The 22,685-nt window shown below is 61.0% G+C and carries 31 protein-coding genes; 10 read left to right on the forward strand and 21 right to left on the reverse strand.

The annotated features are described in order from the left end of the window. Nucleotides 1-5 precede the first annotated feature (5 nt). Nucleotides 6-542: a gamma carbonic anhydrase family protein gene (locus C6Y62_RS09315; protein WP_173953700.1), complete on the forward strand. Its 537-nt coding sequence runs from the start codon at nt 6-8 to the stop codon at nt 540-542. 169 nt (nt 543-711) lie between these two features. Here C6Y62_RS09315 and C6Y62_RS09320 read toward each other — a convergent pair whose 3' ends face one another. The 3 genes from C6Y62_RS09320 to C6Y62_RS09330 all read right to left on the reverse strand — a co-directional run bounded on the left by C6Y62_RS09320 (nt 712) and on the right by C6Y62_RS09330 (nt 3,101). Next, the gene (locus tag C6Y62_RS09320; RefSeq protein ID WP_083509700.1) at nt 712-1,392 is read right to left on the reverse strand and encodes a transglutaminase-like cysteine peptidase; all 681 of its coding nucleotides are present in this window, start codon (nt 1,390-1,392) and stop codon (nt 712-714) included. 99 nt (nt 1,393-1,491) lie between these two features. Further along, nucleotides 1,492-2,133 carry a PilZ domain-containing protein gene (locus tag C6Y62_RS09325; protein WP_173953701.1) on the reverse strand — a complete coding sequence of 214 codons (642 nt, stop codon included), beginning with the start codon at nt 2,131-2,133 and terminating at the stop codon, nt 1,492-1,494. A gap of 299 nt (nt 2,134-2,432) precedes the next feature. Beyond that, nucleotides 2,433-3,101, reverse strand: a complete 669-nt coding sequence (locus tag C6Y62_RS09330; protein ID WP_068462490.1) for a PAS domain-containing protein — start codon at nt 3,099-3,101, stop codon at nt 2,433-2,435. 283 nt (nt 3,102-3,384) lie between these two features. On the opposite strand from C6Y62_RS09330, the gene C6Y62_RS09335 reads away from it, so the two are divergent. After that, a complete protein-coding gene (locus C6Y62_RS09335) occupies nt 3,385-4,122 on the forward strand; it encodes a rhomboid family intramembrane serine protease (protein WP_338074362.1) in 738 nt (245 codons plus the stop codon). Between the two features lie 153 nt (nt 4,123-4,275). Next, a complete protein-coding gene (locus C6Y62_RS09340; protein ID WP_173953702.1) occupies nt 4,276-4,707 on the forward strand; it encodes a CBS domain-containing protein in 432 nt (143 codons plus the stop codon). Between the two features lie 236 nt (nt 4,708-4,943). Here C6Y62_RS09340 and C6Y62_RS09345 read toward each other — a convergent pair whose 3' ends face one another. The 3 genes from C6Y62_RS09345 to folE all read right to left on the reverse strand — a co-directional run bounded on the left by C6Y62_RS09345 (nt 4,944) and on the right by folE (nt 7,257). Further along, complete coding sequence (locus tag C6Y62_RS09345; RefSeq protein WP_173953703.1) at nt 4,944-5,918, reverse strand: patatin-like phospholipase family protein; 975 nt, start codon at nt 5,916-5,918, stop codon at nt 4,944-4,946. Nucleotides 5,919-6,099: 181 nt separating this feature from the next. Next, nucleotides 6,100-6,546, reverse strand: a complete 447-nt coding sequence (hisI, locus tag C6Y62_RS09350; protein WP_173953704.1) for a phosphoribosyl-AMP cyclohydrolase — start codon at nt 6,544-6,546, stop codon at nt 6,100-6,102. Nucleotides 6,547-6,636: 90 nt separating this feature from the next. Beyond that, nucleotides 6,637-7,257 carry a GTP cyclohydrolase I FolE gene (folE, locus tag C6Y62_RS09355; RefSeq protein ID WP_173953705.1) on the reverse strand — a complete coding sequence of 207 codons (621 nt, stop codon included), beginning with the start codon at nt 7,255-7,257 and terminating at the stop codon, nt 6,637-6,639. Between the two features lie 231 nt (nt 7,258-7,488). Here folE and C6Y62_RS09360 point away from each other — a divergent pair, with 231 nt between their 5' ends. The 3 genes from C6Y62_RS09360 to recO are packed head-to-tail and all read left to right on the forward strand — an operon-like array spanning nt 7,489 to nt 9,064. After that, complete coding sequence (locus C6Y62_RS09360; RefSeq protein WP_173954004.1) at nt 7,489-7,965, forward strand: iron-sulfur cluster assembly scaffold protein; 477 nt, start codon at nt 7,489-7,491, stop codon at nt 7,963-7,965. 33 nt (nt 7,966-7,998) lie between these two features. Then, complete coding sequence (gene yidD, locus C6Y62_RS09365; RefSeq protein WP_173953706.1) at nt 7,999-8,292, forward strand: membrane protein insertion efficiency factor YidD; 294 nt, start codon at nt 7,999-8,001, stop codon at nt 8,290-8,292. 4 nt (nt 8,293-8,296) lie between these two features. Next, nucleotides 8,297-9,064: a DNA repair protein RecO gene (gene recO, locus C6Y62_RS09370; RefSeq protein ID WP_173953707.1), complete on the forward strand. Its 768-nt coding sequence runs from the start codon at nt 8,297-8,299 to the stop codon at nt 9,062-9,064. A 15-nt stretch (nt 9,065-9,079) separates the two neighbouring features. Here recO and C6Y62_RS09375 read toward each other — a convergent pair whose 3' ends face one another. Continuing rightward, complete coding sequence (locus C6Y62_RS09375) at nt 9,080-9,772, reverse strand: CAP domain-containing protein (protein ID WP_068462473.1); 693 nt, start codon at nt 9,770-9,772, stop codon at nt 9,080-9,082. Beyond that, a complete protein-coding gene (locus C6Y62_RS09380) occupies nt 9,772-10,146 on the reverse strand; it encodes a hypothetical protein (protein WP_245281916.1) in 375 nt (124 codons plus the stop codon). The genes C6Y62_RS09375 and C6Y62_RS09380 overlap by 1 nt, the downstream gene beginning before the upstream one ends. A gap of 138 nt (nt 10,147-10,284) precedes the next feature. Between C6Y62_RS09380 and greA the strand changes: the two genes are divergently transcribed. Further along, nucleotides 10,285-10,743: a transcription elongation factor GreA gene (gene greA / locus C6Y62_RS09385; protein WP_068462471.1), complete on the forward strand. Its 459-nt coding sequence runs from the start codon at nt 10,285-10,287 to the stop codon at nt 10,741-10,743. Between the two features lie 125 nt (nt 10,744-10,868). On the opposite strand, the gene C6Y62_RS09390 is transcribed toward greA, so the two are convergent. From C6Y62_RS09390 to exbB, 3 genes are read right to left on the reverse strand one after another with little or no spacing between them, the layout of a single operon-like run. Beyond that, nucleotides 10,869-11,690: an energy transducer TonB family protein gene (locus C6Y62_RS09390; RefSeq protein WP_068462469.1), complete on the reverse strand. Its 822-nt coding sequence runs from the start codon at nt 11,688-11,690 to the stop codon at nt 10,869-10,871. Then, nucleotides 11,687-12,226 carry a TonB system transport protein ExbD gene (exbD, locus tag C6Y62_RS09395; protein ID WP_173953708.1) on the reverse strand — a complete coding sequence of 180 codons (540 nt, stop codon included), beginning with the start codon at nt 12,224-12,226 and terminating at the stop codon, nt 11,687-11,689. Before exbD ends, C6Y62_RS09390 begins: the two co-directional genes overlap by 4 nt. Nucleotides 12,227-12,228: 2 nt before the next feature. After that, nucleotides 12,229-13,113 (reverse strand): tonB-system energizer ExbB, encoded by an 885-nt coding sequence (gene exbB, locus C6Y62_RS09400; protein WP_246274544.1) that lies wholly within the window; start codon nt 13,111-13,113, stop codon nt 12,229-12,231. Nucleotides 13,114-13,156: 43 nt separating this feature from the next. Here exbB and C6Y62_RS16435 point away from each other — a divergent pair, with 43 nt between their 5' ends. Together C6Y62_RS16435 and msrB are read left to right on the forward strand one after the other, a co-directional pair. After that, nucleotides 13,157-13,387 (forward strand): hypothetical protein, encoded by a 231-nt coding sequence (locus C6Y62_RS16435; RefSeq protein ID WP_068462463.1) that lies wholly within the window; start codon nt 13,157-13,159, stop codon nt 13,385-13,387. 413 nt (nt 13,388-13,800) lie between these two features. Then, nucleotides 13,801-14,220, forward strand: a complete 420-nt coding sequence (gene msrB, locus C6Y62_RS09405) for a peptide-methionine (R)-S-oxide reductase MsrB (protein ID WP_173953709.1) — start codon at nt 13,801-13,803, stop codon at nt 14,218-14,220. An 81-nt stretch (nt 14,221-14,301) separates the two neighbouring features. On the opposite strand, the gene C6Y62_RS09410 is transcribed toward msrB, so the two are convergent. The 5 genes from C6Y62_RS09410 to C6Y62_RS09430 form a co-directional block, all read right to left on the reverse strand. Next, nucleotides 14,302-15,075, reverse strand: coding sequence for a molybdopterin-dependent oxidoreductase (locus C6Y62_RS09410; RefSeq protein WP_173953710.1), 774 nt, complete (start codon nt 15,073-15,075; stop codon nt 14,302-14,304). Then, on the reverse strand, nt 15,062-15,925 hold the full coding sequence (locus tag C6Y62_RS09415) for a cytochrome b/b6 domain-containing protein (RefSeq protein ID WP_173953711.1): 864 nt from the start codon (nt 15,923-15,925) through the stop codon (nt 15,062-15,064). The genes C6Y62_RS09410 and C6Y62_RS09415 overlap by 14 nt, the downstream gene beginning before the upstream one ends. Nucleotides 15,926-15,994: 69 nt before the next feature. After that, nucleotides 15,995-17,371, reverse strand: a complete 1,377-nt coding sequence (locus C6Y62_RS09420; RefSeq protein ID WP_173953712.1) for a sensor histidine kinase — start codon at nt 17,369-17,371, stop codon at nt 15,995-15,997. Beyond that, a complete protein-coding gene (locus C6Y62_RS09425) occupies nt 17,368-18,033 on the reverse strand; it encodes a response regulator transcription factor (RefSeq protein WP_173953713.1) in 666 nt (221 codons plus the stop codon). Before C6Y62_RS09425 ends, C6Y62_RS09420 begins: the two co-directional genes overlap by 4 nt. Further along, nucleotides 18,033-18,308: a PepSY domain-containing protein gene (locus C6Y62_RS09430; protein WP_173953714.1), complete on the reverse strand. Its 276-nt coding sequence runs from the start codon at nt 18,306-18,308 to the stop codon at nt 18,033-18,035. The genes C6Y62_RS09425 and C6Y62_RS09430 overlap by 1 nt, the downstream gene beginning before the upstream one ends. Before the next feature lie 222 nt (nt 18,309-18,530). Here C6Y62_RS09430 and C6Y62_RS09435 point away from each other — a divergent pair, with 222 nt between their 5' ends. Continuing rightward, entirely contained in the window at nt 18,531-18,818 is a 288-nt protein-coding gene (locus C6Y62_RS09435) for a PepSY domain-containing protein (RefSeq protein ID WP_068462449.1), read from the forward strand. 101 nt (nt 18,819-18,919) lie between these two features. Here C6Y62_RS09435 and C6Y62_RS09440 read toward each other — a convergent pair whose 3' ends face one another. The 5 genes from C6Y62_RS09440 to C6Y62_RS09460 all read right to left on the reverse strand — a co-directional run bounded on the left by C6Y62_RS09440 (nt 18,920) and on the right by C6Y62_RS09460 (nt 22,606). After that, a complete protein-coding gene (locus C6Y62_RS09440; RefSeq protein ID WP_173953715.1) occupies nt 18,920-19,303 on the reverse strand; it encodes a DUF930 domain-containing protein in 384 nt (127 codons plus the stop codon). Nucleotides 19,304-19,406: 103 nt separating this feature from the next. Then, nucleotides 19,407-20,471 carry a protein translocase subunit SecF gene (gene secF, locus C6Y62_RS09445; protein WP_173953716.1) on the reverse strand — a complete coding sequence of 355 codons (1,065 nt, stop codon included), beginning with the start codon at nt 20,469-20,471 and terminating at the stop codon, nt 19,407-19,409. 129 nt (nt 20,472-20,600) lie between these two features. Beyond that, nucleotides 20,601-20,999 (reverse strand): hypothetical protein, encoded by a 399-nt coding sequence (locus tag C6Y62_RS09450; protein ID WP_173953717.1) that lies wholly within the window; start codon nt 20,997-20,999, stop codon nt 20,601-20,603. A 154-nt stretch (nt 21,000-21,153) separates the two neighbouring features. Continuing rightward, on the reverse strand, nt 21,154-21,828 hold the full coding sequence (locus C6Y62_RS09455; protein WP_246274546.1) for an ABC transporter substrate-binding protein: 675 nt from the start codon (nt 21,826-21,828) through the stop codon (nt 21,154-21,156). A gap of 148 nt (nt 21,829-21,976) precedes the next feature. After that, entirely contained in the window at nt 21,977-22,606 is a 630-nt protein-coding gene (locus C6Y62_RS09460) for a hypothetical protein (protein WP_173953718.1), read from the reverse strand. Nucleotides 22,607-22,685 lie beyond the last annotated feature (79 nt).

A 22,685-nucleotide genomic window follows, 5' to 3' on the forward strand; every position in this document is an offset into this window, starting at 1 on the left:
GCGTAATGGGCCTTTACGAGCTTGATGGCGTTCGTGTCGAAACGCCGGGCGAAGGGCGCTACTGGGTGGCACCCAACGCATTTCTGATCGGCAAGGTTATTCTCGAAGAGGATGCCAGCGTCTGGTTCGGCAGTGTTCTGCGCGGCGACAATGAGGCGGTGCGGGTAGGCGCTCGGTCAAACGTGCAGGAAAACTGCGTGCTGCACACCGATCCGGGTTATCCGCTGTCGATCGGTGAAGACTGCACCATCGGTCATATGGTGATGCTGCATGGCTGCACCATTGGTCGTGGCAGCCTGATTGGTATCGGATCGATCATCCTCAATGGCGCGCAGATCGGCGAGGAATGCCTGATCGGGGCGAACACGCTGATTCCGGAAAACAAGGTCATCCCGCCGCGTTCGATGGTGCTTGGATCTCCGGGCAAGATCGTGCGCCAACTCACCGATGAAGATGTCGCGCGCTTTGGTGCGGGCGCTGGGCGTTATGTGAAGAACTGGAAGCGGTTTGCGGCGGGCATGAAACCGCAGCAGCAGGACTGAGCAGGCGCCAGGCGCGTGAGCTTGTGGAGCCGCGTTGTTGCTTCAGATCGGGCGGCGCACGCAGCTAGCATCAGCCCCAGGCAACGCTAAAACAAAACACCCGGGGCTGAACAACAGAGCGCGGCGCCCATAGGACGCCGCGCAATTCATATCGGCATGCGACTGGAATTTATTCAGTGCTGCGATCAATTCGGCCGGAGATGGTTGTCGCCAGCGGACCGTGCCGCGTGTCGAGAGCAACCCAAACCCTCGGGTTCAGATACGACTGACGCATCACGAATTGATAGGGCGCCTTATGCCACAGGCGAACGTCCTCAAGCTTGTTGTCGAGGATGAAATCGCCTTGCGTCGTACGGGCGGTGAGAATGGCGTGACCTTCGCCCTTTTCATCGCGCACAACCGTCATCAGCACGGAGCTGACCGGCCAGCCTTTTTCGATCAGCCGCTTGCGCTTCAACAGCGCGTAGTCTTCGCAATCGCCGCGTGTGGTCGGCAGCGTCCAGTATTCGTTGACGCCGTACACTTCCAGATCGGTCGCGGGTGCGATTTCGCGATTGATGGTGCGGTTGATGTCGTCCAGTTCCATCAGGCGCTCGGCGGTCGCTTCAAAACGCGCCTCCTGACCATGGTCGGGATCGCACTCCTTCGGATTCGCTTCGCAGAAACGTACGAACCCATGCGGAGGCTGCGCCGGTCCAAAAATGCGCATGAACGAGGAAGCCTTCACCGACTTCTCGATCTTCTGACCCTTCTCCGGCTTCTGGATGTTCGACACGGTTTGCGCGCCGGCTGCCGTAGAGGCAATCAAGCCACCGATGAGGACGAAAGCGCTAAGCTGAACCCGCTGCATGACCCAAACCCCGTTACTCTTTCCCTGAAGCTACCCGACAGAACTCGAATTACGCTGAAACTGTGCCCGCGGATTTGAACTGAAAAACTCGTCAATCATTTACCTTCGTGATTGAGATCTGAAGCTTGAGCCGAACTCCGCCGTGATGAAGCGCTCGTGGAACTTCACCGCGATGCCACGCTCGTGGTGGCGCACGACGGTTGCGGCTCGTTTATCAAGCATCACCTGCGATCCCAGCGGCGGGCGCTCAGGCGTCACAATGGCGGCACCGGACATTGAGAGATCATGCAGAGGGCAAACGAAACTTGAGCCGTCCTCCAGCACGAGCAGGGCGGATTCATTGGCTGACACGCGCGGATAGGTCCGCACTTCGCCGTCTGGAATTTCGGTTTCAGCCGCCAGCCGTGGCAATTGCACCGCGAGCTTGTCGCGCTTGCGTTGGGTGCCGCTGATAGCCATGGCGAAGCTGCCCGGAAACAGGCGCACAACGCTGCCCTCAAGGCCGCCCAAACGCGTCAGATAAACGATCAGATGTTCGCCCACACGCAGCGGAATGGGCGTCGTCATCGCAGCGCTTTCGACGGAAATATCGATAAGCTGGCAGGGATAATCCAGCTTGTCGGAACGCATGAAGCGGCCGGGCAGGCTTACTGAAAAGCGCGGGAAGCGCCTTTGTGATCGCCCTGTGGGGCCGGGGTTTTCCGGCTCAGGCTGCTTGATGACTTCCGAACCCGTTGACATGGGCGTTCCTGCGCTTGGTCCAGCCGATGCCGGTCCTCTGCCGCGAGCCAAGTCAAAACGCACACAATGAAGGCTCTGTTCCTGAGCCAACTATTGAGTGATCGGGTTTAACGAAGAGCTAATTTGCGCTCCATTTCTGTATGAAACGGGCGTGACTGGCCGCGACATGCTTTGCGCGGGTTGTTGTTTGCGTAGTGAGTAATGCTTCAATGCTTGTGTCAGGCCAGAGCATTTCGCGCGCCCCGTAGTGGAACAGGGCGCGTGGTGCAATCGCAACGGGGCGAAGAGAGAGAGCGACCTCAGGTCTTGTCGGCGTTGTTGTTGCCGAGCCCGCCTTCAAAAACCCTGAACTGCCGCCGCTCAGAGCGCACGACGCGGGCGTGTGCTGTCGGCAGCAACACCGGGGCAGTCAGCGAAGCCTTCAAAGCAACCGGCCGCTGGGGATCGTTAGCGTCGGTGGTCGAAACGCCGGCCGGGAAAGACAGCTCATGGGAAATGACGCGTTTGGCGGTGATAGGCAACTCACCGAGCCAGGGCGGAGTGTCCAGCGGCGTTAGCGCGCCCAGAATTCGATCGATCTTGTCGTCGGTATGCCGGAGCGGCAGGAGAAGGGCTTCGAACTGGGATGATGCCCGTGCAACCGGGGCGGCTTCCAGATAGATGCTGAGGACGGCGCTGTGTTTGGTCAGCGCAGCCAGATGGCGGACGATGGCCAGCCGGTCCAGGCTTGACCATCCATCGAGGAAGTTTGAGCCACGCAGCTCAACGCCGAAGATATCGCAGACATGCGTGCCTGCCAGCCTGAAGCGGAATGCGTCGGTGTCGATGCGCTCCAGAATGAACGTCCACGGCAGGATCGCGGCAATTTTCGCCGGCTCAATCTCGAAGCGGCGAGGCGTGGCGCGGGTTCCCCGCACCGTGTTCCAGTACGAATAGAGGACGCGACTGGTCTTGTGTTTCAATTCCATATTCGAACTGGCCGCCCCCTCGGTGCCTTCGGACTTTATGAATAGTTGTCCCGGAATGACACGAAGGTGCGTGCGATCAACCCGGGTTGGATCTGAGAAAGCAGCAACCGTGCCATCAATGCGGTTGGGGGCTGGGGTAAGGAGCAGGGACCGGAGGGAGCAGAAATCTGGCGCCCAACATCTGAGTTGTCCGGCCTGAAGCTCAGCGTTAACTCTGGTTCAGGCGTGATCGGGTGTTCGTTTTGAACACGCGTCGAATGAGCCGCGCAAAAGGGAAGCCGCCGTGAGCCAAAACCGGCACGAGCCGATGTTCAATCTGCACAACGCCGTGTTCGGTGTTCTGCTTGTGATGATTGCGGTGCAAGTCATCCGCATGTTGCTGCCCGAAGCGTGGGACGGCTGGGTGACGCTGGCGCTCGCATTCATCCCGGCGCGCTACTCGGGCTATGCGCCGCTTCTGCCGGGCGGTGACGTTACGGCCGTCACGTCGTTCGTCACGCACACGATGGTGCACGGCGACTGGATGCATCTGGCATTCAACGGCGCGTGGCTGATTGCATTCGGCGCCGCGATTGCGAACCGCGTCGGCTCCTTACGTTTCATTTTGCTGTTTGTCGTTTGCGGCATCGCTGGCGCGGCGACATTTCTGGTTTTCAATCCCGGACTATTGGCGCCGATGGTTGGTGCTTCGGGTGCTATTTCCGGTTTAATGGGCGCTACGATGCGCTTCATGTTTACGGCTGTGGATAGAGGCGGGTTCACTGCACTGCGGGAAAACCCTCGCGCTGCGCCGTTGATGTCGCTGCCTGCCGCGCTGCAAGATAAGCGCGTTTTGACTGTCACTGCGGTGTTTCTTTTTGCCAATGTTTTAGCGGTGTTTGGCTTTGGCAGCGTGGGTGAGAGCGGCATTGCATGGGAAGCGCATATCGGTGGCTATTTCGCCGGATTGTTAGCGTTTGGTTTTTTTGATGCACCGCAAAAGGCAAATGACGAAGGAACTCGCGATACGCTTTTGCATTGATAGGTCTTGCACGGTGCGATTTCTTGCATCACGATATCGATACGCCGATAGAAGCAACCGATGATGGTTTGGTAGCTTTGCGTCAACTGGCGGTGGGCTAAGGGTTGCCATCCGATGGTTCCTTGGCTGTTCACGAACAGTGGAGGAGATGCAATGAATATCGGGCAAGTTTTGAAAGCGAAGGGTCGGACAGTTGCTACGGCGCGTCCTGATGCAACGCTTCTCGACATCATCAGCAAGCTGACTAACAAGCGAATTGGCGCGATCGTTATCGTTGGCGACAATGGTGATGTCGCCGGTATTGTTTCTGAGCGCGACGTCGTGCGGAAATTGGGTGAGCGCGGGCCCGACGTTCTCAGCGAACCGGTGGCCAAGACGATGACCACTAACGTCATCACGTGCCAGGAACACACGACGCTCGATGAGCTGATGGAAGTGATGACGCAAGGCCGCTTCCGTCATGTTCCCGTCATCGAAGACGGTGCGCTTGTGGGTATCGTTTCCATCGGCGATATCGTGAAGCATCACATCGCTGAAGTGGAAATGGAAGTTACCGCGATGCGCGGCTATTTCGTTACCGGTTGATGCTGCAAAGGTCGGTTCGGCGGTCCGCGATATTGCCATGTTGCGGACGCTGAATTTCGATTGGACGTTTTTCGCTCGCCTTTGTCAGGTTTGCCGTACAGGACATCGATCTGCGCAACGCCCGTTAGTGGTAAGGCGTGCAATTTCGAAGCCGGTAGCGCGAGCGCATGAACCCGGCATTTGGTCCACGCCTGCCGAGCGGTCGGCCGCCATCAGCCGCTGTGATGTCTTTGAACTTACCCGCCAGCGTCGAACGTCTGTGAAACGGTTTCAGCGTGCACGCCGCCGTAAATATGATTACGCGCGTTGATCTCCCGCCGCACATCGGCGATGTGGCGCTGCGCTGCGGCCTCGCCGCGCTGGATCAGTTCATCGGCACGGTGGAAATCGAACAGTCCGATGTCCGAGAGCTGCAGATTGATCAGCGCATCCGGCGGATCGCCTGCAAGTCGCGACCGGGCAATGCGATCCTGCACGATGTTGAATGCCTCAACCATCACGCGCGAGATGCCCGGCGTCGTTTCGCTGCGGCCAAGCACCTGGCGCTTGAGCAGGCGTCGCATGGCCGGCTTGCTCTGTTCCGCCGCCGGTTCTGCGACCGCTGTCGACGCTGGTGCTTCCTCCGACTCGATGTGCGGAACGACGGTGCCGCGCCCGCAGCTGTCGAAGTTGAGATTGACCGCAATCACATAGCGCGCGCCGTGGGCGCGGGCGACGGATACGGGGATCGGGTTCACCAGCGCGCCATCGAACAGCCAGCGATCATTGATTTTCACCGGACGGAAGATCCCCGGCAGCGCGTACGACGCGCGCATGGACTCCACCAGCTTGCCGCGTGACAGCCAGATTTCATGTCCGCTGCCCAGTTCAGTGGCGACGGCGCTGAATCGCGACGGCAGATCCTCAATGCGCAGATCGCCAAGATGCTGCTCAAGCCGATTGCACAGCCGCTGGCCGTTGATCAGCGCAGTGCCGCCGAAGTTGAAATCGAGATAGCCGAACACCCGGCGCCGTGTCAGCTCGCGCGCAAAACCTTCGAGTTCCTCAAGGTGGCCCGCTGCGTGGCATCCACCGACGACGGCTCCAATCGAAGTGCCGACGATGATGTCGGGCTTTATGCCAGCTTTGAGCAACGCCTTCAGGACGCCGATATGGGCCCAGCCGCGAGCCGCGCCCCCGCCAAGTGCCAGACCGATTTTTGCCTTGGTCATGTTGCCCTGCCGATTTCCTGCTGGACGCGTTGCGCGGCCCTGAATTCCCCGAACCTGATCCTTCGCTATGATTAGATATAGGTGCGACAGATTAACCCTGCACTATGCGCGCGCGATATCGCGCTGCGAAATTAGCATCCGCAACGCAGCAAAACTAAAGGAAGGTTAGTTCGTGATCGGCCTAATCGTGGCGGCAGGCATCCGCAGCAACGGTTAGGGCGGCGGCTTCGTCGGCATCTGAACTCGATTTGATGACGCGATAAAAGCAGCTCCGTTCGCCGGTGTGGCAGGCGCGACCATCCCCGGCGACGTCGACGCGAACCCAGATGACATCCTGATCGCAATCGGTGCGCATCTCGACAATGTTGAGAAAATTGCCGCTTTCCTCGCCCTTCTTCCAGAGCGCTGCGCGCGAGCGACTCCAGAAGTGCGCAATGCCTGTGTCGATGCTCAGCTTCAGTGCGTGCGCATTCATGAAGGCGAACATCAGCACCTCACCCGTGCGGGCGTCGGTGACGATAGCCGGGATCAGACCATCACCATCGAACTTCGGTTGAAACGATAGTCCGTTCTCGATTTCAGCTTTGGTGCCGCGTGTTGCGAACGGCTGCGATGCGGGCGCGCTCATGTAAACCTGCTGGAATTGAAGCTATTGCGCTAACGCGCTTGATTGAATGCGAGCGATTTGAACGCAAGTGCTGGCTTGCGATCGATGCTGTCAAAGCCGTGCTGGCGCCCGGACTGCATCGATGAAGCGCTGGCGCCAATGCGTGTCTTCATTGAAAACGCCGGTGAAGTGCGTCGTCTCCATGATTGCGTCCGGCTGATTGGTGTCATGGAAGGCCATGCATTTATGCCGTGCAAGGATCATCACCGCTGCGCCTTGCGGCTGCAGCGCCTGCTGGATCGTTTCGGCGATCTGCGCGGTGAGCGATTCCTGCACCTGCAGGCGGCGGGCGAAGATGTCGACGATGCGGGCCATGCGTGAAAGACCGACCACGCGGCGATCTGGCAGATAGGCGACATGGGCCAGCCCGCTGAATGGGGCGAGGTGATGCTCGCAATGGCTTTCAAGCCGCACATCGCGCAGCAGGATCATGTCGCTGTAGCCGGAAACGTCTTCGAACGTCCGCGCCAGTTCCGCTGCCGGGTCACACGCATAGCCGCTGAATAATTCGCTGAACGCGTCGGTGACGCGGCGCGGCGTATTGGTAAGGCCAGCGCGGGCAGGATCGTCGCCCGCCCAGGCCAGCAGCGTGCGCACGGCTTCCTCGGCCTGCTCGCGGGAGGGCTTGGCCGCAGCGGGGGGCTGGATTTCTGGCAGCGACGGCTTCGACACCGGAGGGCTCCTTGGTTCGCGCTGGCGCTGCGTTCAGGCGTGTCGGGCTCTGACCCCACCGAAAATAGTGGCCATGCCGGTGCGGTGCGCAGCAAGCTGTCCTATATTATCGGCATTGGCTGGGCCAATGGAAAGGCCGCCGCAATGCTGGTGGCAGCACGGGTGAGCCCATCGACCGCCTGCAACAGCGATAACCGCTGGACGGCGGCAGGATGCAATATCGGACTGGATATGGCCGAACTCAACGAGATCTACAACACGAAGCTGCTTGAACTGGCGGCGCACATGCCCCGTTCAGAGCGGCTGACGACGCCGGATGCGTCGGTTACGGCCCATTCGCGGCTGTGCGGTTCGACCGTCACGATCGATCTGAGCCTGCGCGATGGCGTGGTGGCTGACTACGGCCAGACTGTAAAAGCCTGTCTGCTCGGGCAGGCGGCGTGCGCAATCGTCGGCGCGCATATCGTAGGCGCCAGCGCGGCGGAGGTTCGCGCAGCGGCTGCCGACATGCGCGCAATGCTGAAGGAGAATGGTCCGGCCCCCGGCGGTCGCTTCGCCGAGCTGTCGGTGCTGGAGCCGGTGCGCCACTACAAGGCGCGGCATGGGTCGGTTCTGCTGGTGTTCGATGCGCTGGAGCAGGCTATCGATGAAATCGAACAGGCCAACGGGGCTTCCGCTGGTTCCGACGCTGCGTCGGCCTCCGCCTGATCAGATGGCAAGCGGGAACGGCGCGCCTGTCGCATGAACATCGCAGCCGCGCTGCTTAAGGCGCCGATCCATCTTTATCGCTGGACGCTGAAAGCCCTGGTCGGATGGAGCTGCCGCCATGCGCCGAGCTGCTCCGAATACGCGCTGGAGGCGATCGATAAGAACGGCGCCTGGCGTGGGTTCTGGCTTACGGTGTCGCGTTTGTCCCGCTGCCATCCATGGGGTACGCATGGGCATGATCCGGTGCCCGATATAACCGCTGAGTGGCACCCGCTGGCGCCATGGCGCTACGGACGGTGGCGGCGCGGCGGTAACGACAGGTCTTGAAGTCATGCAATGGACGGATGAAGGCATCGTCCTCTCGGTCAAGCCGCACGGGGAAACGGCTGCGATAGCCGAACTGTTCACCCGTGGGCAGGGCAGGCATCTGGGGCTGGTCCACGGCGGGCGCTCGCGCAAGCTGCGTCCGGTGCTGCAGATGGGAAACCACGTCGATGCAACGTGGAAGGCGCGTCTGGCGGACCAGCTCGGGCATGTGCAGGTTGAGCTGCGCCGCGGCTATGCCGCGCCGGCCATGGACGATGCGTTGACGCTGGCCGGCCTGTCGTCGCTGTGTGCTCTGGCGCGCCTGCTGCCCGAGCGCGATCCCCATCCCGGTTTGTTCGAGGTTGCGCTGTTTGTGCTGAGCTACCTCGATGAGCCTGAAGTCTGGCCCGCTCTGATGGTGCGTTGGGAGCTGGCGCTGCTGGATGAATTGGGTTTCGGTCTCGATCTTTCCACCTGCGCGGCGAGCGGTGCGTCCGACGATCTGATTTATGTGTCGCCAAAGTCGGGCCGGGCGGTATCCGCAGCGGCCGGCGAAGAATACAAAGACCGACTGCTGCGTCTGCCGGCGTTTCTGGCCAAGAAAAGACAGGCTGGCGCGACAACGGACGCCGATGTGGTGGCCGGGCTGCTGCTGACGCAGCACTTTATCGAAGCTCGCGTACTGCGTCCGCGTGAAGAGGCGATGCCGACAGCGCGTCTGCGCTTGCATGAGTTGATGCAACGGCGCGTCGATCAGGCAGTGGCGCCAGCGCCAGCCTCCATGCAGCCGTAACGCGGGAGCGGAGCTCTAGCGCTTTGAGTCGTTGGCTGCTTCTAATGTCACCGCTGCGCCGCTGCCATTCGCGTTCGGCTTGATGGCGAACACCGCTCCACCCTCCGCGGTAAAGGTGCGGATTGGGTCCACGCCCTGATTGAACGCCAGCGTGCCGGGTGTGCAGGCTGTGTGGGTGACGATCTCACGCGGTTCGATCGTGTTGTCCTTGCCGTTCAGCGCATAGGTGATGGCATGCTGCGCCCGGTTCACTACCTTGAACTTGTATTTGAACGTCACCGGGCGCGCGAACAGCTGTACGGCGATGTACTTGGGCTCTTTGGTGGGCGCGCGCGCGATGCCGACGCCGGTTTCCGTCACGTGGGGGAGCAGCATGTTCCTGCGGTGGCCGGGCGAGTTTTCCCAGCCTTCAACCGCGCTGCGCGCATACTCACTGGCGGTAAAGCCGCGTGAGTCCAGCAGAGAAGCGAGATTTTCCGCAATCTGACAATGTCCGTATCGAACGGCATCGATACGCTGTGCTGCTGTCGTGCCATCGGCCGTATGCGAGAGCCCCTTATAGGCGGTGAGCGTTTTGGCATAAGCGACAGCTGCTGCGGTGAGCTTGGGATTCTGGACCACCGGGCTCAGACCGTTGCGCGCCCGAAACGCATTCGTCATTTCAACGATTGCTGCCTCGGTGGCGGGCAGATCGGGCAGCACCGGCATCAGTCTTCATCCTGCGTCTCAATGTGGAATCTATGCAGCACCCGATGGGCGATCGGAGCCAGCACGAAGCCGTACGCTACGATGATAATGAGGCCGGAAAATATTGCATAGAATCCGGCAAAAAGTTTCCCCTGCGTCGTCTTCAATTCGGAAACCGAGCCCATGCCGGAAAGAATCATGGACGCGTTGAGAAAGGCATCCGTCAGAGACATGCCTTCGAAGATGGCATAGCCCGCAATGCCAACGACGAGGCAGGACATGGTGACGATCAGCCAGAAAAGAGCTGCCCGCAGCATGCGTTTGGCGAAGGCCGGGCGTGACAGCAGCCGCTGACGGCGTTTCTCGAAGCCGGTCATGGTCGTCTTGCTCTTCACGGGGAAACCTCGCGCCTAATTGGCAAGCTTTGCCAGTCAGTGACCATCAAGCTACCGTCACGGCTGCCATTATAGCCGGATCGCCGTATACTTGCCGTTTACTCGGGCGCCGTCGGGCGCGCTGCGAAAGGAGACGGTATGAGCCGCGCGTTTGTGAAGGAGCAGGATAGCGTCGATGAGCTGCCGGACCGGCTTATCTCCGAGCACGCCAATCTGGTAACGGCGGAAGGTCTTGCGCAAATCGAAGTGGAAGTGAGCCGTCTGGATGCCGCGCACGCGACGGCGCAGGCAGACGGCGACCGCGCCGAGATGGCGGCAACGGCCAGGAACCTGAGATACTGGAGCGCGCGCCTTGCCTCCGCCGAGCTGGTGCCGCCTGCAGCTGATACAACAATAGTGCAGTTCGGACTGACGATCACCATCGAGCGGGAAGACGGGCGCAAGCAGACCTATCGGATTGTCGGCGAGGATGAAGCCGATCCGGCCAAGGGCTCGATTTCCTATGTGTCGCCGCTGGCCCGCGCACTTGCGGGTAAGTCGATCGGCGACAGCGTGCGCGTGGCGGGCGGCGAAGCGGAGATCGTCGCGATCACGTGACGTGCCAGAGCGCAGCATCGTTTTAGCAGCATCGCCGATCCCGAGCCGACGAAGCGACTAGAGCCAGACACATCGTGTCACGAGGATACAGGGAATCCGGTCCGCAGTTTGAATGTGTTGCAGGCTTAGTGCTTGAACTTGAATTGAATCGGCAGCGTGAAGCGGATCGTGTGATCCGTTACTTCCGATGGTGGCGTCGGAAACGGACTTGCCCGGTTCAGCGTCTCAAGCGCTTCGTCGTCCAGCAGTTCCGAGCCTGAGGGTTTGATGACCTCTGCGCGGATGACCTTGCCGGAACGATCCAACGTGAAGGAAACGTTGGCGGTGCCCTCAATCTTGTTGCTACGGGCCGCGGACGGATAGCGCTTGTGCTTGTTGAGGTGCAGGCTGATCGACTTCTGCCAGGTTACGACCGCAGTAGAAACCTTGTTAGAAATGCCCTGCTTCGGCCCCTTCGGTTTGTCAGCCACGGGAGCATCCATTGGCGGGGGCGCGGCGGCTTCCTGTGCGGCTGAAGCTGCTTGTGGCAACGCCTCCTGCGCTGGGCGCGGATCTTCCTGCTCTTCCTTTTCTTCCGGCTCCTCGATGACTTCCTTTTTCTTCTCGACCACCACTTCTGGCTCGGGTGCGAGAGGAGCCTCAGGTACTTCCGGCGTTTCGACTTCCGACTTCTCCTTCACCTCTTCGGTGGGGGCAGCGGAAGCGGCGGATTCATCAGAACGCAGACCGAGAGCGAGATTCACGGGTTCTGCGGGCGGAGCAGCCGGTGCCGGTGCAAACTCGACCAGGAAAACGCCGGAGTCTTCTTCGAGGGAGTCTTCTTCCTGCCAGTTCACGAAAGCCAATGCGCCCGCAGCGGCGTGGGCCGAAAAGATCAGCATGGATGCGAACACCCAGCGCCGCAGCCGCGCGCCTGAACCTTCAAGAAATTCCAAATGGGCGCTCATGGCGAGGTCGCGGGCACCGGTGCAGCTGGTGTTGACGGTGACAAAGCCGGGGCTGAAGCGGGTGCAGCCGTTGCGCCGCTGGCCGATGTTGGAGCAACAGCAGGCGGCGTGGCGGATGCACGGCCGGGCACGCCTTCAAGCCCTACAAGTGCAACCTTGACGTAACCGGCCTGACGCAGGGCATCCATCAAGCGGATCAGTTCGCCGTAGGGAACAGTTTTGTCCGCCCGCAGGAATACCCGCTTGTTGCGATCGTTCTGGGTCTGCACATCGAGCGCCTGCGCAAGGCCGCCCCACAGCACCATGTCATTGCCGACGGCCAGCGACAGATCGGACTTGAGCGTTACATAAAGCGGCTTGTCTGGCTTTTTGGCTGGCTGCGCGGCCGACACCGGCAGATCGACCGGCACGTCGACGGTCGACAGCGGCGCCGCCACCATGAAGATAATCAGCAGCACCAGCATCACGTCGATGAACGGTGTGACGTTGATCTCATGGGATTCCGACAGATCGTCGTCTTGCAGGCCGCCAGCCATCGCTATTCCGCCGCTCTCAGTTCAGGACGCACGCCACGGTCGAAATCTCGTGACACGATACCAAGGACAGCAACCGAAGCATCACCGACCAGCGCCTTGTATCCGGCGATCGAGCGCGCGAAGTGGTTGTAAATCATCACCGCAGGAATCGCGGCGATAAGGCCGAAAGCCGTTGCCAGCAGCGCTTCGGCGATGCCCGGTGCGACAACGGCAAGGTTGGTGGTCTGCGTTTCCGCGATACCGATGAAGCTGTTCATGATGCCCCACACGGTGCCGAACAGACCGATAAACGGTGCGGTCGAACCAACGGTTGCGAGCATGCCGGTGCCGCGGGCCACGTCGCGACCCGAGGCAAGCTCGATCCGTTCCAGCCGCGCCTTGATGCGATCCTTGATGGCGTACTTGTCAGGGAGATCCCATGACGCCCGCGTCTCGGCGATGGCGGCGCGCAGCATCGCGGGAACAGGGCCGCGCTTGGCATCGATGAGGCTCATGGCCTCGCTCATCGAATTGGCGGCGGCCAGTTTGCGCAGGGCGCGGCGCATGCGGCTGCGTGCGGCCATCAGCTCGATGCTTTTGGCGAGCCAGATCGTCCAGGTGGCGACCGAAGCAAGCACTAGCCCGACCATGACCGTCTTAACGACGATGTCGGCCGCCATGAACATGCCCCACGGCGAAAGGTCATGGGGCACATGCAGTTCACTGCCGGCGCTTTCCGAAGCTGCGAGTGCAGGCTCGTCGGTAGCTCCATCGACAAGGCCGGTGCCAAGGCTGTTGCTGATCTCGTGGGGCTGATCGACCGGGGCTGCGTCGGCGGCCGCTGCAGGCGGCGCCGTTAACCCTTGCGACAGATCGTTGGCTTGGCTGCCCGGCTGGAACCCGCCCATCTGCGGGGCCGCGTCAGATGCGGGTGCGAACCGGGCGCCAGCGGTGGATGGCGTTGTTGTCGGGGCAGCCGGCATTGACGGTTCCGGCACGCCGGTGGCGGCGGCCGAAGGCATGTTGGCCGGTGCAGCGGGTGGCGCAACAGGCGTTGCGGTTGCTGCCGGAGCGGTATCCGGCGCTGGCGCTGCATTCTGGGCCGTGGCCGCAGGTGCGATCGGTTGGGATGCGCTCGGCAGCACTTGCGGTGTTGCGCTTGGCGGGGCCATCGTCGGCTGAGGCGCTGCCGACGTCGTTCCGGCATCAAGCGGAGCTGTAAGCGACGGTGCGCCGGTGGTCGAATTTTCCTGGGCGGTGGCTGCGGGTGCGCAGAGGATTGCGAGCGCGACCAACGTCGCTGCCACACTGGAATTGTTCAAAAAAAATGGTCGGGTAAGATAATTCATGGTGCCGAGTTCATCCCGATTGCGCAAACCCTCGGACCCATAGGTGATACCTTACTAAGCATGTCAAGTTTGAACTCAATTATGCGACAATGGCATCTGAGATAACTTCGGCAAGTGTGACCTATATGCGTTGGTTGCTGTCAGACTGCGGAGCATCCGGCAAGCGGCTGATGCAACATGTGATTTAAGAGCTGCAAACGTTGCGAAGGCTTGGGTTTTGCCAGCGGAGTCATTATCTGAGGCCCTATGGACAGAAATACGACGACGCAGGGCGATCCCGCCAAGATGGACGAGCAGGAATGGCGTCGGGTTTTGACGCCGGAAGAATACCGCGTGCTGCGCGAGAAGGGCACGGAGGCGCCGTTCACCGGCAAATATCTGCACGTCGATGCCGACGGCATCTTCCGGTGTTCCGCGTGCGGTAATCCGCTTTTTGCGACAGATACAAAGTTCGACAGCGGAACCGGCTGGCCTTCGTTCGATCAGGCGCTGCCGGGTGCGGTTGCCTATCACGCGGATCATTCGCACGGGATGGAGCGCACAGAGATTACGTGCGCCCGGTGCGGCTCTCACCTCGGTCACGTGTTCGACGATGGACCGACGACGACGGGCAAACGCTACTGTATCAACTCGGTGTGCCTCAATCTCGACGAAGAGAAGGGTTGAGAGCGGTAAGGCTAAAGCTAGCGATGCGATGCCGGCGTTAAATCCGGCATCGGTTTCCCGGCGCGGCGCCTGTGGATCAGCTCAGATACCCGCATACCATTCGTAGCCTCGGTCAGCCCAATAGCTGCCACGACCGTCGCCGATGTCGGAGTAGCTCGCCACAACCTCGATGTGCTGGATGTATTTGGCGTGCTTGTAGCCGAGCTGGCGTTCAACGCGCAGCCGCAGTGGCGCGCCGTGCGGCACGGGCAACGCGGCACCATTCATTTCATAGGCCAGGATCGTTTGCGGGTGGAACGCATCGATAAGGTCGATGCTCTCGTAATAGTTGCTGAAGAACGAGAGCTTGTCGGCGCAATGGAATACGATGAAGCGTGCATCGGGCTTGAGGCCAACGCTTTGCAGGATGGGGCCTAGCTGCGCGCCCTTCCATTTGCCGATGGCGCTCCAGCCTTCGACGCAGTCGTGGCGTGTGATCTGTGTGCGTGAAGGCAGGCGCCGCAGTTCATCGAGGCTGAATTCGCCGGGTCGCTCCACCAATCCGCTGATGCGCAGCTTCCAATCGACAAAGCCGTTTTGCGACGCGCGGATGTATTCAGGATCGGCAACGCGCGTGGAGCCGTTCGGCTTAAAGTAGACGGAGATATCGCTTTCAGCATATTCGCGGGCCATCGAGCGCTGAGAAAGCACAAGGCGCTGCGCCCACTCAGTGAGGCCCTCGGCACGGTTCAGCATGTCGCGGAACGATGGCGATTGAGAAAGCTGATCGCAGCCGCCGAGCAAAGCCGCGCCACCGGCTGCGGCGCCACGGATGATAAAACTGCGACGGCTGAGTGTGCGTTTACGTTTGATCATCAGCGGTCTCCCGTATAGGCACCGAATAGCGGCCGGTAATCATCGCGCGCATGTTGTTCCAGAGGCCGGACGCCAGCACCATGCCGACGTGAACAATCACGAAAGCGGTGATCCCTAGCGCGCAAAGAAAATGAATCATGCGCGCGCTCTGACGTCCGCCGAATATGTCGAGCAGGAACGGGAAAGCGGCATCGAGTGCAGGCGACATCGTCAGCCCGGTGAGAACGGCCAACGGCAGCAGACCAAAGATCACCGCCAGATACGAAAGCTTCTGCAACACATTATAGCCGCGACCTTGCTCGTCAGCGGAGAAGCGCAGCAAAAGATGTTCGCGCAGCGAACGGCGGATATGGCGCAGCTGATGGCGCGTCGGTGCCAGATCACGGCGCGCATGGCCGCTCCAGATCGCGTAGATCAGATAACACAGTCCATTGAGCACCAGCCCCCAGGCAAAGAAGAAATGCCAGCGTCGTCCGGTTGCGAGGTCGCGGTACGACGGCAGCGTCAGCCAGCTCGGAAAGCCGCGCTCCTCAAGTTGGCCGGACGGTCCACGGGATAATCCGAGCACGCCGGTGGTATTGAACGTATAGTTGCCGATCTGGGTAACGCCTGAGTATCCGCCATCGGCGTTTTGTTCTGCGCCCATCATCAATACGGCCCGGCCCGGATCAGAGGTTTCGCCGAAGTAGAGCGCCGGGTGGGCGTTGAAAATCTGCAAGCCGCTCAGCAGCAAAACAAGCAGGCATAGCGCGTTAACCCAATGGGTGATGCGCACGGTCAGCGGATGGCGATAAACAAACGTGCGCGCATGCTGTCCATTGCTATCGTGGGACGCTTGATGACTGTCCATCGTAGGCAGGTCCTGCTGGCTAGCGGCGTACCCGGATCATAACCGCATACGTTGGCCAGCGCTGCAAAGTTACCGCTGGCGGTGCACGGGCTTGTGTTTTATGGCAGCAGGCAGGCGCAGCACCATGTTTCCGCCGGGAGCTGAAGTCTCGATATTGAGCGTACCGTCCCACGCTTCCATGATATCGCCGACGATAGCGAGGCCCAGTCCGGCTGATCCGGAGGTATCGAGACGGCCGCCGCGCCTCAGGGCGATTTCGGCATCCTCAGCCGACATGCCGGGGCCATCATCCAGCACCGCCAACGCAATCGCATCGCCTTCGGTTTGCGCGCGAAGGGTGATCGCGCTTGCTGCGTGTCGGGTGGCGTTTTCAACCAGATTGCCCAACGCTTCCGTGAGATCGTCGGCATCGATACGCGCAGCCAGTTGCGGTGCGATGTCCGTGGTCCACGTTATGCGTTCGCCGGCCGGTGTACGCTGTGCAACCCGCAGCACCCGTTGCGCGATGGGCAGGAGTTCCGTGGTAACATTCATGTTGGCGGCGCTGCTGCGCGCACGCGTCAACTCGCGCTCGATGTGCCGTTGCATGATGGCGCGGATGTCATCGATCTCGCCGGCAATTTCGGATTCGCCTTTGGCATGCAGGCGTTCAGCGTCGCTGGCGAGCACCTGCAGCGGCGTTTTCAAACCGTGCGCGAGATCGGCTGCGCGGGCACGTGCCTTTTCAATCTGGCGTTCGCGCGCGTCAAGCTGCGCATCGATTTCGCTCACCAGCGGCATGACCTCCTCGGGAAAGTCGTTGCCGAGCCGCGTTTGCGTCCCCGCGCCGATAGCTGTCAGCCGTTGGCGTATTGCTGCAAGCGGACGCAGCCCAATCGCAACCTGCGCCGATCCCGCTGCAATCAGCAGCAGCGCCAGCAGTGCCAGATAGGGCAACAAGGCGCCGGCAAAATTCCGCTTCGCGGCGGCCAGATCGGCGGCATCGATGCCCACGGCGATGCGCGCGGTCTTGCCATCGAGACGGGCGGGCAGCGCTATGCGCCGCTCTACAACATGCAACGACTGCGCCGCGGGACCAGGCAGCTCATAACTGCGCACGTCATCGTCGATGACCGCTTCGGCGGGAAGATCAAGTGTTGCATCCCATAACGAGCGGGAGCGATACACCGGGCCTGCGGGGTCAATCTCCACCTGCCAGTAGAGGCCCGACAGCGGCTTCTGGAAACGGGGATCGGCCGGGGTGCGTGCGATGACGATCTTGCCCGCGGCATCGCGGTCTATGCCGGCAATCAATTGATCCAGATGGTTTGCCAGCTCACTATCCATCCATTGCGTGACGTGCCGTTCAAACAGCGATGTCAAAGCGAACGCGGCCAGCGCCAGCGCAACGAGTATGAACGCCGCAGCGCCGGCCAGCAGGCGCACCCGCAGCGAGCGCATGTTCATGGCTTGGCATCCGGCATCATGTAGCCGAAGCCGCGCCGCGTTTCGATCGCGTCGGAACCCAGCTTCTTGCGCAACCGCATCACGAGCGCTTCGAGCGCGTTGGCGTTGCGCGCGTCATCGTCGCCGTACAGGTGTTCGATCAGTTCGTGCGGCGGAACAATACGGCCTTTGTTGTGCATGAGATAAGCGATCAGGCGATATTCCAGCGGCGTGGCCTGGATCGGCACGCCAGCATTCAGCACCCGCATCTGGCGCGTATCGAGCGCAATTGCCCCCGATGCAATCACCGCGCTGGCATGGCCAGTAGAGCGTCGGATCAGCGCCCGCACACGCGCCAGCAGTTCTTCGGTCTGGAACGGCTTCGTCAGATAGTCATCCGCACCGGCGTCGATGCCTTCAACGCGCTCGGGCCAGGCACCGCGCGCCGTCAGCACCAGCACCGGCATGTTGCGGCCATCGGCGCGCCAGCGTTTGAGCACCGAGAGGCCATCCATGCGCGGCAGGCCGAGATCAAGCACGACGAGATCATAATCCTCAGTGTCGCCACGGAACCATGCGTCTTCGCCATCAAGGGCCGCGTCGCAAGCGTAACCGGCCGCTTCCAGTGCGGCTTTGATCGCGGCACTGATGCGAGGTTCGTCCTCGACCAACAGCAAACGCATCAGTCGTCATCCTCGATTTTCAGGATCTTGCCGGTGGAGGCGTCGGCTTCAATCTCCTGCAACCGGCCGTCGCGGCGCAGGATCTTGAGCTCGTAAATGTAAACGCCGTCTTCCTCATCGAGTTCAGCGTCGATGAGGTCTCCGTCCACCTGCTTCTGCACGATGGTGACGATATCGCCGAGTGCTTTGATACGGCCAGACCGCAGCAATCGCTGCGCTTCCTCGGGGCCGAGGTCATCGGCCATCAGTGCACCGGGCACTACCGCAACAAGCATGAGAACTGCTGTGAAGGCACAGAGCAGCCGACGATAAACAGGCACGGACATCATCTCCAGACGTAGCCCCATCGTGCACCCAGTCTGCTGACAAATCCCTGACAGCGTCCATCAGATGGCTGTCAGCGGACATCTGCGAGGTTGGTCATGGATCGACGACACGCTGTCGTTGGCCGGGAGGGGCCGGACACATGCGCCCCATAATCGAGGAGAAACAAGTCCATGCAGAAGTACATCATGCTGCCGCTGTTCGCCGCTGCTGTCGCCATCGTTACGCCTGCAATGGCCGTCGACAATGCTGCTGCAACCACGCAGATCAGCGTGCCACGCGCCCAGTGGCTGAGCCCGGATCAGGTGGGTGAGAAGCTGCGTGCCGCCGGCTACAAGGTGCTGGAAATCGAAACCGACGATGGCGTCTATGAAGTCGAGCTGGTCGATCAGCACGGCACCCGCATCGACGCGCACGTTCATCCGAAGACCGGCGAAATTCTGGTCGGCTACGACGATTGACGTCTGCCGACTTTCCAACACGCCAAACACACCGCGGATACTCATCCGCGGTGTTGTTCATTGTGCTGGCGATGGTGGCGTGGCGCACGCGCAGATTGCGGTCAGCGCCACAGGCCCAGATCTTCCCACGTTTCTTCGGGGATCTCGGCGCCGACCTCATACTTAAAACTCAACGCCTTCATCTGATCTTCCGAAACGGCGCAGGTGAATTTCAGCTTGTACCAATGCGATTTCGCGCGCACGGCGCCGCCCTTGGTCGAAACCTCGCCACCCGTGAACTCCGCCCGTCCCGTGATGCTGGTCTTGATGCGGTCAGCCTTTGGCAGCTTGCCGTCGCGGCGGATGGTGTCGATGCCCTTGATAACGCAGACCTGGTGCGCACGCTCTTCCGGATCGAGCTTGCGGAGCTGATCTGCGATCGAGCGCGCCTGGGCCACCGCCGGGGCGGCGAGTAAAACCGCCACCAGCCATATTCTGGAATTCATGAACTCCCCCAACGTCTTCGTCGCCCTTGATGAGCTTTTACTCATTATGTTTCCCCAGTCCAGCCATGGGCGAAAAATCGGGCGTCTATATGGCCTCGGCCCCCTAACGGGGGGCCGGGGTACCACTGTCTGACACGACCTCAGCATCAACGACCGAGGCGGCAACCGCAGGACGCGCAGGCGGCGTAAATGCGGGATTGTAGTGGCGCGGTTCGGGCTCGCTTTGTCCCTTTTCGGCCTTCGAGCCGTGCAGGATATCGCGGCGAACGCCCAGATATCCGAGCAGAGGCGCGGCCAGAAAGACCGATGAATAGCTGCCGATCAGCACGCCAAGCAGCATCGCCAGCGAGAAGTTGAACAGCACTTCGCCGCCGAACACCAGCAAGGCTACCAGCACCACGACCGTCGTGAGGCCGGTCAGGAAGGTGCGTGACAGGGTCTCGTTGATCGACACATTGATCAATTTATCGATCGGCATCTTCTTGTAACGCCGCAGGTTCTCGCGAATGCGGTCGGAGATCACGACGGTATCGTTGATCGAATAGCCCAAGACGGTCAGCAACGCCGCGACGATTGACAGATCGAATTCGAGCTGGAACAGGGCAAAAATTCCAGCCACGACCACGACGTCATGGAGCAGCGACAGGATGGCGCCGGCAGCGAACTGCCAGTCGAAGCGCAACCAAACGTAGCCTGAGATCGCGATCAGCGAGCCGATGACGGCCCAGGTGCCCGAACGCTTCAGTTCGCTGGAGACAGCGGGGCCGACGATCTCAACGCGGCGCTGCTCGAAACCGGAGCCGAGCGCGTCCACGATCTTGGTGCGCGCCCCTTGCTGTGCCTCTTCTCCGCCCGGTTGCGTTTCAACCCGGATCAGCACGTTTTGATCGGAAAACGACTGAATCTGCACGCTGCCGAGGCCGAGTTCGGAGAGCTTGTTACGAAGTTCCGAAACGTCAACTTTGCCATCCTTCGCCTGCACTTCGATCAGCGTGCCGCCTTTGAAGTCGACGCCGTAGTTGAAGCCGATGACGCCCATGGCGAGCACCGACAGGATCGACAGGATTACGGACAGCGCCAGACACGTGCCCTTGAAGCGCATGAAGTTGATTTGCGTGCCGTGCGGAAAGATATCGAGACCCTTGAAGGTCGGGATAGGAAAGAACATGGGATTACCCTGCTTGCGCAACGCAGGAATCTGCGGGCGCGAAAAGATGGCAGGCTCAAATCCGCGCGCATGCGTGCGGTATCCCGATGCGCATGGCGGTTTGCTTTGAACCGGCGATGTTGAGTGAAATCAGACCAGCAGGGCAGGGGGAGGCGCACGCGTACGATGCGCGCCGCGCGCCTTATGGAGCAGCTTGGCGGAGGACGCGCGCGCAGTAGATTGCAGGCCGAGAGCAACTGCGATTGCAAAGCCAGACGCGGCGACAGCGACATGGGGCGGCGGGGATGACGGCGCACCCGAATGCTCATCGGGTGAAACGCGCGCCGCAAGCGCAAGGTTTTCGCTGCGAAGCGTGTGATCGAGAGCCGGCGCGCCCGCACGGACGCCCGCGGCCATTCCGCTGTCCAGCAACGGTCCGGCAGGAGCGACCGACAGGACGGCAAACAGCAGCGCATACAGATACAGCGCCGCAGCGTGGAGCTGCGGGAACTGGCTGCGTTGCGTGATGTTGCCTTGCGCCTGCGTCATGGCCCTACCTCAAGCGGCGCAACATAACGGCTTGACCGTGTCAGCGCAAACGCTTGGGCGGCACGCCGCTTAAGCCTGATTTGATGGCGCGAATACAAAAGCAGCGACGTTCCGTTGGGAACGCCGCTGCTTTGGCGTGCGGTAGGGTAAACAATCAGCGATTGAGGGCAACCACGAGGGCCTTCGGGTTGCCGCCGTTATCGCTGATGAAGCTCTGGAACAGGGTGTCGAGGAACGAAGTCATCCAGAAACCGATGACCTGAGCATCGCGCACCTTGTAGGTGTTGCCGCGGCGTACAACGAGCCAGCGGACATCGTAGCTGGAGCCGTTCTCCAGCGTGATGCGGCTGTCAACGTAGGTGCCGCGCGGATCTTCCTTGGACTGCGACGTAACGATGAAGCGGGCCACGGGATATTTCGGCGCTTCGCGCGAGGCATAGCGCGCGATGAAGTTGATCATGCCGGTGTAGTAGATCGGACGATCAGTCTTCGGCAGAACGCGCGCATATTCGCCCAAGGCGCTGATGCCAATGGATGGAATGTCGGCGTTGGAATTGAGCACCATCGCAAACTGCGCCATGGAGCCAGAGCGAGAGGCGGCGAGCAACTCGTTGCCGACACGCTTCATATAGGCCGCCGGCGATTCACGGCGATTGGACGGTGCCGCCGGTGTGTCAGAGCTGACAGGCGATTTTATCGCTGCTGTACGCTCCGGGGCGACAGTCTGGGCCATTGCAACGAACGGCATGCAGACGAAGGTGAGGCAGGCAAAAGCCAGCGCCCATGTTGAAGTGCCGCGTGTCGCGCGAACCGCCACGGTGCTCAACATATAATCGAACTCCCTCAAGGCATACATATTGGAGGTGGCCGCATTCGGTCCGGCCCATACTCGCCTCCGCAGGCTTATTAGCCATGTGAGGCAACTTTCAGTCAAAGCTTGCGCCGCAGCGCTGCGGAATTTTCCGAGGATCGAAGATTCAGGCATGGCTGGGATCCGGTAGACGAGCTGTGGAAAAGCCAGGGGCCCGATTGCGAAAACGGTAGAGTTCACTGGCCGCAACGACCGGCTGACCCAGCATGTGGGCGATTCGGTCCAGTTCGGCCGGGGATGCTTTTGCGGCAACACTCAAGAGGACGGATTTGCCACGCTTGGGGTGCACCAGCACGATCTCATGCCGCGTCGCACCCAGGGTGGCGCGCATGTGGGGGGCGACGCCGACGAAGGCCGTCAGCGGTTCGAACCAGGTTTCCGTGATGAAATAGCCGTTGTCGGTCACCGTCACGCCCGCATCCTCGATGCTCACCGCGCGCGTCGTCAGCAGCCGGTCCAGCAGGCGCTTGATGGGCAGAGCGACCAGGAATGCCACGAGTGCAAACGCCGTCGCGATCTCCGCTGCAAGCAGAGGTTGACTAAAGAGCGTGGCGCGCAGCTCCGGCGAAAGGATTGCGACCACAAGGCTGATGGTCGCCAGGCCGGCCGCAAAGGCGAACGGAACAAGCAAGACAAGCAGCACGAACGCAGTGCGCTGCGAACAGGTTTGCGAAATGTTTGCCGGCAGTTGCGTGGGCATCGCAGGCTCGATCCGGTCGAAGGTGGCAACGCGCATTGAGAGTCCATCGGAGCGGTGTAGGAGCCTACGTTAACCTCAACAGGCTTACTCCCGGGTTAACCGCTGTTCTGAAAGG

Source organism: Hyphomicrobium sulfonivorans (assembly GCF_013306565.1).
Classification (GTDB): domain Bacteria; phylum Pseudomonadota; class Alphaproteobacteria; order Rhizobiales; family Hyphomicrobiaceae; genus Hyphomicrobium_A; species Hyphomicrobium_A sulfonivorans.